Genomic DNA, 14,252 nt, shown 5'->3' with positions numbered 1-14,252 from the left:
GCGCTCGCTCTCGGTCGGTGTGTCAGTCCTGCAGCTCGGAGGCGACGAACTCGCGCAGCCAGCTGCGGAAGCCCGGGCCCAGGTCCTCGCGCTCGGAGGCCAGCCGGACGATGGCGCGCAGGTAGTCGGCGCGGTCGCCGGTGTCGTAGCGGCGGCCCTTGAAGAGCACACCGTGCACCTGGCCGCCGGTCGAGGCGTCGCGGGTGGTCAGCTCGCGCAGGGCGTCGGTGAGCTGGATCTCGCCGCCGCGGCCCGGCTGGGTCTCGCGCAGCACGTCGAAGACCGAGGGGTCGAGGACGTAGCGGCCGATGACCGCGTAGTTCGACGGGGCGTCGGCGGTGTCCGGCTTCTCGACCAGGTCGGTCACCTGGAAGACGTCCTCGCCGAAGCCGTTCGGCTTGACGGCGGCGCAGCCGTACAGGTGGATCTGGGAGGGGTCGACCTCCATGAGCGCGACGACCGAGCCGCCGAGCTCCTGCTGGACCTCGATCATGCGGGCCAGCAGCGGGTCGCGCGGGTCGATCAGGTCGTCGCCCAGCAGGACGGCGAACGGCTGGCCGGCGACGTGCTGCTCGGCGACCGAGACGGCGTGGCCGAGGCCCTTCGGGTCGCCCTGGCGGACGTAGTGCATGTTGGCGAGCTCGACGGACTCGCGGACCCGGCGGAGGCGGTCCTCGTCACCCTTGCGGGCGAGCAGCTCCTCCAGCTCGTAGGCGCGGTCGAAGTGGTCCTCCAGGGCGCGCTTGTTGCGGCCGGTGACCATCAGTATGTCGGACAGCCCGGCGGAGGCCGCCTCCTCGACGACGTACTGGATCGCCGGCTTGTCGACGACGGGCAGCATCTCCTTCGGAGTGGCCTTGGTGGCCGGCAGGAAGCGGGTTCCCAGGCCGGCCGCGGGGACCACGGCCTTGGTTACCGGGATTCGGGAGTTCGTCGTCGTCATGCGTTTACCTTACTAAGGCACGTGTTTCGCCTGGCCGGGCGCAGTTGAGCGGTGCTGGGACAGCACGTCGCCTGACCCGGCCGCTATGGCAGGCAAAGGGGACGTGACGGGTGGGGCGAGGGGGTCCCCTCCGGCACAGGGCGACAGACTACCCGGCTTTCCCGAACGGTCACGTTCGGCTGCGAAGACACCTTCCGCACACGAGAAGACGCCCGGGGAGACGGCCGGGGAAACGACTGGGGATGCGACCGGGGAAACGACCGGAAGGTCGGAAGGAAGGTCGGCGGGGAGGCCGGCCCGGGCGGCGGACGGAGCGGCGGTTCCCCGCCAGCAGTCGCCGCCGGCCCCGCGGGCCGCGGCCAGCGCCCGGTCCGCGGCCCGGAGCAGCACGGCCGCGTGGGCGCCGTCCTCGGGCAGGACGGCCAGGCCGACCGCGGCGGTGAGCCCGTTGCCCTGCGGGCGGCGGCCCTCCCGGCTGCCCGAGGACCAGTCCAGCAGCAGGTGGCGGCGGACCGACCAGACCAGCCGGTCGGCGACCTGGGCCGCGCCCTCGGCGCCGGTGTCCGGCAGGACCACCAGGAACTCCTCGCCGCTGTACCGGCCCAGGGTGTCGGAGCGGCGGATCTCCATGCCGAGCCGCTGCGCGAGGTCGCGCAGCACCGTCCCGGCGCGGGCGCGGCCGTGCTCGGCGACCACCGCGTCGAAGCCGGCGATCTCCAGCAGCAGGACCGCCAGCGGGCGGGGGCCGTCCTGCTGGCCGTGCCCGTGCTGCTCGGCCCGGCGGGCCCGGTCGATCTCCCGGTCGAGGGTGAGCTGGAGGTGCCGGTAGTTCCAGACGCCGGTGAGCGGGTCGCAGGAGGCGGTGCGCTCCAGCTCGGCGCAGCGGGCCTCCAGCTCGACGATCCGCTCGCGCAGCCCGGCCTCGCGGTCGGCCGCGCCGGACGCGCCGCGCCGCAGCCGGACACCGAGCAGGGCGGCGCCGGCCAGCGCCGGGGCGCTCAGCACGGCCAGGGCCTGGACCAGCAGCGGGGTGGACATCGGGGCGCCTTCCGCGTGTCAGGCTCTGAGCGTCACGGGCCCAGAGCGCGGGTCGGAGCGATGGTCGGAGCGGTGGAGGAGCGGTGGAGCATCCCATGCACAACGAGAAGGGCCCGCTGAGGACACGGCTGCTGTCCGAACGCCGGGCGCTGTCGGCCGAGGCCCGGGAGCGGGCCGCCGGGGCGCTGGCCGGGCACGCCGGAGAGCTGGCCGGGCCGGGCGCCACGGTGGCCGCGTACGTCTCGGTGGGCGCCGAGCCCGGCACCCGACCGCTGCTGGACGCGCTCCGGGCGCGCGGGGTGCGGGTGCTGCTCCCGGTGCTGCTGGCCGACAACGACCTGGACTGGGCGGAGTACGGGGGCCCGGAGGCGCTCCTCCCGGCCGGGCGCGGGCTGCTGGAGCCGACCGGTGAGCGGCTCGGCCCGGAGGCGGTGACCGGGGCGGGCCTGGTGCTGCTGCCGGGGCTCGCGGTGGACCGCCGGGGGCTGCGGCTGGGGCGGGGCGGCGGCTCGTACGACCGGGTGCTGGCCCGGCTGGAGCGGGCCGGCGTGCGGCCGGTGCTGGCGGTGCTGCTCTACGAGCACGAGCTGCTGGAGCGGGTGCCGGCGGAGCCGCACGACCGGCCGGTGGACCTCGCGCTGACCCCCTCGGGGCCGCACCGGTTGGGGTGAGCCCCTTCCGTGGGGCGTACGGCGACGGCCCCGCGCCCCCGGGGATCCGGGAGTGCGGGGCCGTCGCGGGCGTCGACCGCCGGTCGGCCTCGGCCGTTCGTCGGTGTCGGCCGCCGGTCGGTGTCAGCCGTGGGTCGGTGTCAGCCGTTGGTCAGCGTCAGCTTGTGCTTGGCCGACTTCTCGACCGCGTCCGCCGAGAAGGACCAGGTCAGCAGCTTGCCCTTGAGCCAGAGGTCGGTCTGGTCGTTGTAGTTGGCGTGGAACGCGTGCCCCGAGGCTCCGCCGACGTTGATCCAGCGGGAGGCGTCGAGGTCGCTCAGGTCTATCACCATCCGCATCGACGGGATCCAGTCGACCTGGTAGCCGGCCGCCGCGTTCCAGCCCGCCGCGTCGACCGCCGCCGAACCGCCGGAGAGGCGGTACGGGCCGCGGTTGAGCAGCCGGTGGACGGCGCCGGAGGCGATCGAGGAGTCGTCCGAGCCGAGCGTCCGCTCGCGCAGCTCCAGCTTGTGCAGGCGGCCCCAGCTCCAGGTGGAGATGTCCTTGGTGAGCAGCGCGGTGAGCTCCTGGCGGGCGTTCTTCATCGCCTCGCGGAGCAGGTTGTCGAGGCCCTTCTGCTCCTTGTGCTGGGAGTCGATGTACGTCCACCAGCTGCTGTCGGGCTTCTCCAGCTGCTGCCGGACCACCTCGGTCCAGCGGTCGCCGCCGTCCGGCTGGGCCTTGCCCGGGTCGCGGGTGCCGCACTCGGTGACGATGGTGGACTTGCTGTCCGGCTTGGTCGGGTCGGCCTGCTGGCGGACGAGCAGGCAGTTGTCCTCCGCCCGCAGGTCGGCCGGGAACTTCTGGCCGAAGGCGAGGGTGAGCAGCTGGCGCCAGACGCCGTTGTAGTAGGCGGCGGCCGCCGAGTCGGCGTCCTGGTGGTAGTTCCAGTCCTTCAGCAGGTCCTGCGCCTCGCGCACGTAGGGGTCGTCGATCTGCACCTTGAGCAGCATCGGGACCAGCGTCTTCGCGAGGATGCTGGTGTTGTCGAGCTGCATCTCCTGCATGTCGTCCGGCGAGATCTTGCCGTTGTTCTTGAGCCGGGCGTCGATCTGCTCGGTGATCTCCTTGGCCCGGGTGCCGTACTCCCAGTCCTTGGTCAGCAGGTACTTGTACGACGGGTCGACCACGGCCTGGTTGGCGGTGACGATGTAGCCGGCCGAGGGGTTGAGGCTGTACGGCAGGGCGTTGAACGGGACCGGGTCCTTCTTCCACTGGTAGGAGGAGTCCCAGCCCGGCGCCGGGTTGCGGCCGTCGCCGTTGCCGCGGACCGGGATGTACCCGGGGGCCTGGTAGCCGATGTTCTTGGCGTCGGCGTAGATCAGGTTCTGGGCCGGGACGGCGAAGTCCTTGGCGGCCCCCCGGAACTCCTCCCAGTTCTTCGCGCGGTCGAGCGCGAACACGGCGTCCATGGTCTTGCCGGGGACGAGCGCGGCCCACTGCAGCGCGACGCCGTAGCCGGTGGTGCCGCGGTCCGGGGCGGAGCTGCCGTTCGGCGCGTACTTGCCGACGTTCTGCTGCTCGGTGCTCGGGTCGGAGATCAGCGGGGCGCCGGTCCTGGTGGTGCGGACGGTGATGGTGCGGTCCTCGCCGCCGGCGACCTTGATGGTCTCCCTGCGGAGCTCGAACTTCTCCTCCTTGCCGTCCACCAGGTAGGTCTCCGGGCCGGTCACCTTCTCCAGGAAGAGGTCGGTGACGTCGGCGCCGAGGTTGGTGAGGCCCCAGGCGACGTCCTTGTTGTGGCCGATCACCACGCCGGGCATGCCCGCGAAGGTGAAGCCGGAGACGTCGTACTGGCAGGCGGGCGAGGCCGCCCGGCAGTGCAGGCCCATCTGGTACCAGACCGAGGGCAGGCCGGGGCCGAGGTGCGGGTCGTTGGCCAGCAGCGGCTTGCCGGTGGTGGTGTGGTTGCCGTCGACCACCCAGGAGTTGGATCCGATGCCCTGGCCGTTGCGGCCGACCATCTCGGGCAGCGCGTCGATCCGGTCGGTGACGTCCTTGAGGAGCGCCTTGGTGGCCGCCGCGCCCTGGGCGGTGGCGCCGGTGCCGGTGGCGCCGGCGGCCGGGGCGGAACCGTCGGACGGCCGGTAGCTGTCGCCGCTGACGGTGCCGGTCTTCACGATCGTGCCGTTGCGGGCGTACGGGTAGTCCGGGTACAGCTCGGCGATCTTCTCCGGGCTGAAGTCCTGGGCGAGCAGCGAGCGGTCGATCTCCTCCTGGAGGTTCCCGGAGAGGTCCCAGGCCATGGCCTTGAGCCAGGCCACCGAGTCGACCGGGGTCCACTGCTCGGGCTTGTAATCGCCGTTGGCGACGCCGAGCAGGGTGTACTCCAGGGAGGCGCTCGACCCGCCCGGGTGCTCGGCGAGCCAGGCGTTGACGCCGTCCGCGTAGGCCTGCAGGTTCTTCTTGGTGTCGGCCGACAGCTGGGTGTCGAACTCCTTCTGGGCCACCTGGCGCCAGCCCATGGTGCGGATGAAGGAGTCGGTCTCGACCTGGCCGTCGCCGAACATCTCGGACAGCCGGCCCGCGGTGATGTGCCGGCGGACGTCCATCTCCCAGAACCGGTCCTGGGCCTGGACGTAGCCCTGGGCGCGGAAGAGGTCCTCGTTGGTGTCCGCGTAGAGCTGGGGGATGCCGTTGGCGTCCCGCTTGACGTCGACCGGCGCGCTCAGGCCCGCCACCTTGACGGTGCCGTCGACCTCCGGGAAGGACGCGCGGACCGCGGCCACCCCCCGGTAGCCGCCGTAGCCGGCGCCGGCCACCAGCAGCACGACCAGCACGATCACGATCAGACGGGCGCGCCGGAACTTCTTCGAGCGGGGCATCTGGGTCCTTGCGGTCCTCACTGGGGGGCGGGCGGACATGTCAAGGGCACGGGGCCGTGACAGGGCACCACATTAGGCCGACTCGGCTGGCGGGCGTGCACGGGGGACGCTCACGGTGGGATCGGGCGAGGTCAGAAGCGGAGGTGAGGGGTCATGCGACAGGGAAACCTAAAGATATGGCAAAATGTTAGACTGCGTAACGATCCGCAAGGGGAGTAATCGGCGCGCCCGCCCCCGCCCTGCCGATCGCGCGCCCCCGGCCTCACCGCCACCAGACACCCCGCCCGCCCGCTGCCAGCCCGAGGTGCCCCTGCGTGAACGTCGACCACCTGAACCAGCTGCTCCTCGAATTCTCCGTGATCCTGCTGGTCGCGGTGGCCGCCGTGCGCGTCTCGACGAAATCGGGGCTGCCAAGCCTGCTGATCTACCTCGGCATCGGCGTGGCGCTCGGCCAGAACGGCCTCGGCATCACCTTCAACAACGCCGAGCTCACCCAGGTGCTCGGCTACGCCGCCCTGGTGGTGATCCTGGCCGAGGGCGGCCTCAAGACCAACTGGCGCGAGGTCAAGCCCGTGATGCCGGCCGCCACCGTCCTCGCCACCGTCGGCGTGGGCGTCAGCGTCTTCGTCACCGCCGCCGGCGCGCACTGGCTCGTCGGCCTCGACTGGCGGACCTCGCTGCTGCTCGGCGCGATCGTCTCGTCCACCGACGCCGCGGCCGTCTTCTCCGTCCTGCGGATGGTCCCGCTCCCGCACCGGCTGACCGGCCTGCTGGAGGCCGAGTCCGGCTTCAACGACGCGCCCGTGGTCATCCTGGTCGTCGCCTTCGCCACCACCGGGGAGCTGGACTCCTGGTACGTGCTGGTCGGCACCATCCTCGCCGAGCTCGCGATAGGCCTCGCGGTCGGCCTCGCGGTCGGGAAGATCGGTGCCTTCGGGATCAAGCACGTCGCCCTGCCGTCCTCCGGCCTCTACCCGATCGCCGTCATGGCGCTCACCGTGCTCGCCTACGCCGGCGGCGCGCTGCTGCACGGCTCCGGCTTCCTCGCCGTCTACGTCAGCGCCGTCATCCTGGGCAACGCCAAGCTGCCGCACGGGCCCGCCGTCCGCGGCTTCGCCGACGGCCTGGCCTGGATCGGGCAGATCGGCATGTTCGTCCTGCTCGGCCTGCTCTGCACCCCCGAGACGATGGGCTCGGCCGTGGTGCCGGCCCTGGTGATCGGCGCGGTGCTGGTCTTCGTGGCCCGGCCGCTCTCGGTGGTGTTCACCCTCACGCCCTTCCGGCTGCCCGTCCGCGAACAGGCCCTGCTGAGCTGGGCCGGCCTGCGCGGGGCGGTGCCGATCGTGCTCGCCACCATCCCGATGGTCTCCGGCGCGCCGATGGCGCAGGAGGTCTTCAACATCGTCTTCATCCTGGTCGTGGTCTTCACCCTGCTCCAGGGCCCGACCCTGCCCTGGGTCGCCAAGTGGCTGCGGATCGGCGAGGGCTCGATGGGCCAGGACCTCGGCATCGAGTCGGCGCCGCTGGAGAAGCTGCACGGCCACCTGCTGTCGGTGGCGCTGACGCCGGCCTCCCGGATGTCCGGTGTGGAGGTCGGCGAACTGCGGCTGCCGGCCGGCGCGGCGGTGACCCTGGTGGTCCGCGAGGGGACCAGCTTCGTGCCGGACAAGGAGACGGTGCTGCGCGGCGGGGACGAACTGCTGGTGGTCACCACGGACGAGGTGAGCGAGGCGGCCGAGCGGCGGCTCCGGGCCGTGGACAAGGGCGGCAAGCTGGCCGGCTGGCTGCACGGGCGGGAGTGAGCGCTCCGGGGGTGCCGGACGCCCGGCACCCCCGGCGTCCTGGCGCCCCCGGCCTTTGGGTGCCCTGGCCTCTCGGTGCCCTGGCCTCGTGGCGCCCTGGTCTCCTGGTGCGGCACCGGCCTCCCGGCGTCCTGCGCCTCCCGGCTATGGGACGTTCGACCGGCATTCACCTTCGATAGGCAGGACAACTTTGGGCATGCCCTGTATTGTGGAGGGAAGCGCGCCATCTACGCGCGTATAGCTACTCTGGATGACACACCCCCAGCATCTGCCTGATGCAGAGTTGGCGCGACCGCTCGGCGGCCGCGGTCCGGCCCTCGGTGACCCCGCCGGCCGGCCCGGTATCTACCCCGGTCGACGCGCGAGAGGACGACTCTCGGCGCCGTCGGGGCTTTTTCATGCCCTGCCGCGCTACCAGGCAGCAGGAAGGACCGACCGTGACGGCCCGCCGAACGGTCGACGACGCCATGCCCGGGCACGACCTGCCCGCCGCGCCCGAGGACCGCGCCGACACCACCCCCACCCGGGTCGGGTACGGCGCGCTGCTGCGCACCCCCGGAGCCTGGACGTTCCTCGTCCCCGCCTTCGCCGCCCGGCTCCCCTACGCGATGCTCAGCCTCGGCATCCTGCTGCTGATCCGCGACACCCACGGCTCCTACGGCACCGCCGGCACCGCCGCCGCCGTCTCCGCCGTCGCCCAGGCCCTGATCGGGCCGCAGACCGGCCGGCTGGCCGACCGCTTCGGCCAGGCCGCCGTCCTGGTGCCGACCGTGCTGGTGCACGCCGTCTCGGTCGGTGCGCTGATCGCGCTGGCACTCGGCCACGCACCGGTCTGGAGCCTCTTCCTCGCCGCCGCGGCGGCCGGTGCCTCCGTGCCGCAGATCGGCGCGATGGTCCGGGCCCGCTGGGTGGCCAAGCTCTCCGCGGAGGGCGCGCCGCCGGCCAAGCTGAACACCGCCTTCGCCTTCGAGTCGGTGACCGACGAGTTCACCTTCGTGATCGGCCCGGTGCTGGCCTCCGCCATCGCCGCCACGGTCAACCCGGCGACCGGACTGATCGCCGAGGCTGCGCTGACCGTCGTCGGCGGGCTCGCGTTCGCCGCCCAGCGGCGCACCGCGCCCGCGCTGCACCCGCACGTTCCGGGCGCCCGCCGGGCCTCCGCCCTCGCCTCGCCCGGCGTCCGGCTGCTGGCCGGCGCGTTCCTGGGCGTCGGCACGGTCTTCGGCGCGATGCAGGTCTCCGTCGCCGCGTTCACCGAGTCGGTCGGACAGCCCGGGGCCAGCGGCACCGTGTACGGGATCTTCGCCGGCGGCTCGATGCTGGCCGGCGTGCTCTACGGGATGATCGCCTGGCGGCACGCCGCCCGGCACCGGATGCTCGCCAGCTACGCGCTCCTGGTGATCGGCTGCTCGACGCTCTGGGCGATGCCCAACCTGGCCTCGCTGGCCGTCGCCGGCCTGTTCTGCGGCCTGGCCATCGCACCGACCCTGATCACCGGGTACACGCTGGTCGAGACGCTGGTCGAGGACGGCGCCAAGACCGAGGCATTCACCTGGCTGACCGGCGCCATCGGGCTGGGCCTGGCGGTCGGGTCGATGGTGGCCGGCCAGCTGGTCGACGGGAACGGGCCGTCGGCCGGATTCCTGGTGCCGGTGGCCGGCGCCGGGCTGGGCCTGGCCGCGCTGGTCACCCTGCGGGGCCTGCTGGTCGCGCCGGGCGCCGGGGCCGGGAACACGGTGGCCGCCGGATCGGGCGCCGGGTCGGGCGCGGGGTCGGGTGTCGCTCCTCAGCTGGTGGGCGCCGCCAAGGGCTGAACGCCGGGCGGTGCGGGGCGGCGTCCCGGCGACGGGCCGGACTCATCTCACATCCGAGTCGCTGGACTGATCCAGCGGAATGCCGCATCATTGACCATCGTTAGCACTCATCAGGCGAGAGTGCCAGGAGGAAGACAAGTGCCCACGTACCAGTACCAGTGCACCGAGTGCGGCAACGGCCTGGAGGCGGTGCAGAAGTTCACCGACGAGCCGCTGACCACGTGCCCCGACTGCGAGGGACGCCTTCGCAAGGTCTTCTCCGCCGTGGGCGTGGTCTTCAAGGGCTCCGGCTTCTACCGGACCGACAGCCGCTCCTCCTCCAGCAGCTCGGTGAGCTCGTCCACCACCTCGTCGACGTCGACCTCGTCGTCCTCGTCCACGGCCTCGTCCTCGGGCGGCTCCGCCCCTGCGGCGAGCCCGGCCCCCGCGGCAGGCTGACCTCCGCGACAGCGACCGGACCGGGACTGCCGGACTGCCGGAACAGATCATCGAACGGCCCGTCGAACCCGCAAACACGCGGGTGCGGCGGGCCGTTCGCATTCCCTGATTGACGACACTCCCCCGAACGGCCCATGAATTCACACGTCCGGGGGATGCGCGTTATCCACAGCCCCGAGTTGTCCACAGGCTGAGGAAAAGATTTCCACCCGTCGCGCGGGCGGCCCAGAGTGTGCGTCAAGAGAAGCCGACCCGAGGCCGACCGGAAACGGACCCGGCCGGGGCCGGCACCCTGCGACCACCGGTGGTGCCCGTGCCGACCAGAAGCCACTCCCGCCCGCTCCCCCTCCCGCTCCCGCCGCTGCCCGCGCCGAGTGTCCCGCCGCGGCAGCCGGTGCCGCCGTTCCCGCCGATCAGACGGGGAGCCGGGCGCGGACACCGGCTCCGGCAGGCGCTCCGGCACCGCTCCGGGGGACCGGCCCTCCTCCTGCTCGCCATGGCCGCGGCGCTCGCCTTCGGCCCCGCGCGAGCGGGCCTGCCCCCGCCGGACGCGGCCCCCACCCACCGAACGGGTTGTCAATCGGGGGGAGCCGAAGATCACCCGTAACCGGAAAACGACTTCGTCGTTCACGCGGCATGAAAGGCTTCAAAAAGTTCCTGCTGCGTGGAAATGTCGTCGAGCTGGCCGTCGCCGTGGTCATCGGCGCCGCTTTCACCAACATCATCAACGCCTTCGTCAAGGGCGTGATCAATCCGATCGTCGGCTTGTTCGGAGCCAGGGACCTCGCGTCCTACAGCTCCTGCCTCAAGGGCCCCTGCGAGCTGGGCGCGGGCGGTGAGGTCACGTCCGGAATCCTCATCCTCTGGGGCAGCGTGCTGAGCGCGGCCCTGCAGTTCCTGATCACCGCCGCCGTCGTCTACTTCTGCCTCATCCTGCCGATGACCAGGTACACCGCCCACCGCAAGACGCCGGAGGACATCGCGGCGGAGGCCGAGGCCAAGGAGGTCACCCTGCTGACCGAGATCCGCGACGCCCTGGTCACCCAGGTCCGCTGAGGCGCACCGGCCGGCGCCGGGCCGCCGGTCAGTCGCCGTGGTGCGGCGGGCGCTGGCTCAGGTACCAGTCCAGCCCCCGTCCACCGCTCTCCCCCGCCCCCGGGCGACTGCCCCAGCCGGCGTCGGTGTCGTCCCGGGACTGCTGGTCCAACGGGTCCCGGAAGACCAGCCGGGCGCGCTCCGACCGGCGGGCCCCGGCGCGGCCGTCCTGCACCGGCTCCCGCCCGCCCGTCGGCGTTCCGACCGCCGCGGCTCCGTCCGTCGCGGCTCCGTCCGTCGCGGCTCCGTCCGTCTGCGCCTTCTCCACCGAGCCGTCCCCGCCGTCCATGCCGCTCACACCGCCGCCGTCACCCATGCCGTCCACCGTCCTCGCCGATCCCCGCCCGCCCCTACAGCCTAGAAGCCCCCCCGCCTCACAACCGCCGCCGCACGCACGCGGGCCCGGTGCGGAGCGCTCCGCACCGGGCCCACCGTGCCCGTTCCTTCCGGCCGTCGACCGCCGGCCGTCACGCCGCCTCGAAGCCCGCGTGATCGGCGATCTTCTTCAGCTCGGCCAGCGCGTGCTTCTCGATCTGGCGGATCCGCTCCCTGGTCAGTCCGTGCTGCTTGCCCACCTCGGTCAGGGTGCGCTCGCGGCCGTCCTCCATCCCGTACCGCGACCGGATGATCGAGGCCGTACGGTCGTCCAGCCGCCCGATCAGGTCGTCCAGCTCCTCGCGGCGGAGCATGACCATCACGGCGTCCTCCGGGGAGGTCGCGCCGGTGTCCTCGACGAGGTCGCCGAACTGGGTCTCGCCCTCGTCGTCGACCGACATGTTCAGGCTGACCGGGTCGCGCGCCCAGTCCAGCACGTCCTTGATCCGGGCCTCGGTGGTGTCCAGCTCGGCCGCGATCTCGGACGGGTCGGCCTCCCGGCCCAGCTCCTTGGACTTCTCCCGCTGCACGCGCCGGATCCGGCCCAGCTCCTCCACCAGGTGGACGGGCAGCCGGATCGTGCGCGACTGGTCGGCGATCGACCGGGTGATCGCCTGTCGGATCCACCAGGTGGCGTAGGTCGAGAACTTGAAACCCTTGGCGTAGTCGAACTTCTCGACCGCCCTCACCAGACCCGCGTTGCCCTCCTGGATGAGGTCCAGCAGCGGCAGCCCGCTGCGCGGGTAGCGCCGGGCGACGGCCACCACGAGGCGGAGGTTGGACCGGATGAAGACGTCCTTGGCGCGCTCGGCGTCCTCGGCTATCGCCTCCAGCTCCTCGCGCTGCATTCCCTCGGGGAGCTCGTCCTCCTCCAGCAGGTGCTGGGCGTACACGCCGGCCTCGATCCGCAGCGAGAGCTCGACCTCCTCGGCGGCATCGAGCAGGGGCGTCCTGGCGATCTCGTCGAGGTACATGCCGACCAAGTCGCGGTCGGCCTCAAGGTTGGTCGGGCGGGCCGCGCGAGTCCGGTCGGCCCTGTCGCGAACGACGGCACGGGTGGCCATGCTTGCTCCCTTTGCTGGTGTTGCCGAGGTCTGCCTGCCTGCCCGGAAAGGGCAAGAAGTGGGGGCCCCGGGGGGCCTCACACGTAACGATCCAACGAACAGAATCCGGACAACATTCCCAAGTCGCTCAGATTCTTCCGGCGATGCAGTATCCTGCCGGATTTCACCCCGCCCTTGAACGGAGGGTGACCGGCCGAGCACCCGAGGTGCCGCTTCGGGGCGATCCCACCGCGCCGCCGGACACTCTCCGGCACCACTGCGGCGCACGCCCGCGCGCCGCCCCCTTCCGTGAACCCCCGGGCCGCCACCCGCGTTCCCGCGCGGGTCGCGCCCGCCCCCCGGCGCACGCAGGTCCTCCGCACAAAAGATGCCAAATCGCTATCGGCTCAGCGCTCGATCAGCACGACCGGCTGGGAAGGTGTCAGCCATGCACCTGACCAACAGCTCGCCCACCATCACCCCGCGTGATCGCCACTTGCTCCGGCACACGGCACTCGCGGTCTGCTGTGCCGCGCTGTTCGCCGTCCTGGCGGCCCTGGTGCAGACCCGCTGGCGTCCGCTCGACCGGTTCGACCACGGGCTGGTGGACGGCCTGCACCGCTACGCCACGGAGCACACCGTCTGGACCGCTGCGGTGCAGACGCTCTCCGACATCGGCGGCACCGTCACCATGCGCACGGTGCTCGGGGTGGTCGCGGTCTGGCTCTGGCTGATCGGCGCCCGGGTGCTGGCCGGCTGGGTGGCAGCACAGACCCTGGTCGGCTGGGGCGGCCTGTGGGTCCTGAAGCTCTCCTTCGGGCGTGTGCGGCCCGCCTTCTCCGATCCGGTCTCGCACGCCGGCGGCCCGGCCTTCCCCTCCGGCCACGCGATGGCCTCAGCGATCACCTGCGCCGTCCTGGTGGGCCTGCTCTGGCCCCGCGTCCGCCGCGCAGGCCGGATCACCGCGTGCTCGGTCGCCGCCTTCACCGTCCTGGCGATCGGCTTCACCAGGGTCGCCCTCGGCGTCCACTGGCCCAGCGACGTCCTCGCCGGCTGGCTCGCCGCCGGCATCGTCCTCGGCTCCGTCACGGTGGTCATCGAACTCTCCCGCCCCGGCGCCCTGGCCCGCGACGTCCGCCGGGTCGACTGGCGCACCCGCCCCCGGGTCCAGCGCGTCCTCGTCTCCCCCACCGGTCTCCCCCAGGACGCCGAGGAGCCCACCGGCCACCCCGACGAGATGATCCGTGACGCCCCCTTCCCCCCGGACGCCGCGGACCCCGGCCGCAGGCCGGCACGAGGTACCCGATCCCGGCGTCCGTGATCTACTCGGCGGCGCCCCAGGGGGCCTTCGGCGGTCCGGCAGAATCGGCGGACTCGGTGAGCAGCCGCGCGCGGCGCATCGCGTCGAGCCCCTCGGACGTCCGCGGGACCGTCGAGCACGGTGGCGAACCGGTCGACTCGCGCCGGGCAACCGAGCTGCGCCCACCAGCCCCGGCAGGCGACTGCGCCCTGGGGCGCCAAGAGGAGCAGCCCGGAGCGGCCTCTCCTCCTCCCCGTCTGCCCGGCGAGGGTCCACGTACTCCTTAAGGCCTTCCCAGGTCCTCTGACGCCCCCGCAGCACGGCCACTGGGGAAGCGGACGGGGCGGCTTCGGTCGGCGCCCCACCCCGCTGCCGACCCCACCGACGACGAAGGGCCGGCTCCGAGGATCGCCCTCGTGCACCGGCCCTTCTCACGTCTCCCGCCGGGGCCCGACTGTGCCCCAGACAGGATTCGAACCTGCGACACCGGCTTCAAGGAGCACAGGTGTTGCCTACGCGCTACGACCTGCGCCGAAGTGGCGCCGGCGCTCCACCCCAAGCCTTTACCGTCGCCGCCCACAATTCCCCGTGGCCTCCCGCCCGTCCTGGTCGGCTGTGGCACGGAAGGCTGCCCGGCGAGGCGGTGAGGGCGAACCCCATCCCCGCGCGCGGGGCCGACATCAGGCAGATGGCGGGGTCGATACCCGCGCAGGGATCATCCCCGCGCGTGCGGGGCAGACCCCTTGGGCGTGCGCGACACCAGGAACCGGCCGGGACCATCCCCGCGCGTGCGGGGCAGACGTGCTGGGCGGCGAGACCCGCCGGCACGCACTGGGACCATCCCCGCGCGTGCGGGGCAGACTCGCTGC

The 14,252-nt window shown here is 72.6% G+C and carries 11 protein-coding genes; 6 read left to right on the top strand and 5 right to left on the bottom strand.

Annotated features, from left to right (window positions below; all coding sequences use genetic code 11):
- Positions 1-22 precede the first annotated feature (22 nt).
- A complete protein-coding gene (gene galU / locus AC067J_RS22065) occupies positions 23-943 on the bottom strand; it encodes a UTP--glucose-1-phosphate uridylyltransferase GalU (protein ID WP_478301670.1) in 921 nt (306 codons plus the stop codon).
- A gap of 12 nt (positions 944-955) precedes the next feature.
- Positions 956-1,981, bottom strand: a complete 1,026-nt coding sequence (locus AC067J_RS22060) for a GGDEF domain-containing protein (protein WP_478301668.1) — start codon at positions 1,979-1,981, stop codon at positions 956-958.
- A 95-nt stretch (positions 1,982-2,076) separates the two neighbouring features.
- On the opposite strand from AC067J_RS22060, the gene AC067J_RS22055 reads away from it, so the two are divergent.
- A complete protein-coding gene (locus AC067J_RS22055) occupies positions 2,077-2,652 on the top strand; it encodes a 5-formyltetrahydrofolate cyclo-ligase (RefSeq protein ID WP_478301666.1) in 576 nt (191 codons plus the stop codon).
- 140 nt (positions 2,653-2,792) lie between these two features.
- On the opposite strand, the gene AC067J_RS22050 is transcribed toward AC067J_RS22055, so the two are convergent.
- Positions 2,793-5,516 carry a penicillin acylase family protein gene (locus tag AC067J_RS22050; RefSeq protein ID WP_478301664.1) on the bottom strand — a complete coding sequence of 908 codons (2,724 nt, stop codon included), beginning with the start codon at positions 5,514-5,516 and terminating at the stop codon, positions 2,793-2,795.
- Between the two features lie 314 nt (positions 5,517-5,830).
- Here AC067J_RS22050 and AC067J_RS22045 point away from each other — a divergent pair, with 314 nt between their 5' ends.
- The 4 genes from AC067J_RS22045 (at position 5,831) to mscL (ending at position 10,626) form a co-directional block, all read left to right on the top strand.
- Complete coding sequence (locus AC067J_RS22045) at positions 5,831-7,318, top strand: potassium/proton antiporter (protein ID WP_478301662.1); 1,488 nt, start codon at positions 5,831-5,833, stop codon at positions 7,316-7,318.
- A 467-nt stretch (positions 7,319-7,785) separates the two neighbouring features.
- Complete coding sequence (locus tag AC067J_RS22040) at positions 7,786-9,132, top strand: MFS transporter (protein WP_478301816.1); 1,347 nt, start codon at positions 7,786-7,788, stop codon at positions 9,130-9,132.
- Between the two features lie 138 nt (positions 9,133-9,270).
- A complete protein-coding gene (locus tag AC067J_RS22035; RefSeq protein WP_478301660.1) occupies positions 9,271-9,570 on the top strand; it encodes an FmdB family zinc ribbon protein in 300 nt (99 codons plus the stop codon).
- Positions 9,571-10,206: 636 nt separating this feature from the next.
- Positions 10,207-10,626 carry a large conductance mechanosensitive channel protein MscL gene (gene mscL / locus AC067J_RS22030; protein ID WP_478301659.1) on the top strand — a complete coding sequence of 140 codons (420 nt, stop codon included), beginning with the start codon at positions 10,207-10,209 and terminating at the stop codon, positions 10,624-10,626.
- A 28-nt stretch (positions 10,627-10,654) separates the two neighbouring features.
- Here mscL and AC067J_RS22025 read toward each other — a convergent pair whose 3' ends face one another.
- Complete coding sequence (locus AC067J_RS22025; protein ID WP_478301658.1) at positions 10,655-10,981, bottom strand: hypothetical protein; 327 nt, start codon at positions 10,979-10,981, stop codon at positions 10,655-10,657.
- 151 nt (positions 10,982-11,132) lie between these two features.
- Complete coding sequence (locus AC067J_RS22020; protein ID WP_478301656.1) at positions 11,133-12,104, bottom strand: sigma-70 family RNA polymerase sigma factor; 972 nt, start codon at positions 12,102-12,104, stop codon at positions 11,133-11,135.
- Positions 12,105-12,531: 427 nt separating this feature from the next.
- Between AC067J_RS22020 and AC067J_RS22015 the strand changes: the two genes are divergently transcribed.
- On the top strand, positions 12,532-13,404 hold the full coding sequence (locus AC067J_RS22015) for a phosphatase PAP2 family protein (protein ID WP_478301655.1): 873 nt from the start codon (positions 12,532-12,534) through the stop codon (positions 13,402-13,404).
- Positions 13,405-14,252: the final 848 nt, after the last annotated feature.

It is taken from the genome of Kitasatospora sp. NPDC042419 (assembly GCF_056437345.1).
Note: the sequence above shows the minus strand (reverse complement) of the source record. Positions and strands in the feature narration are given on the sequence as shown.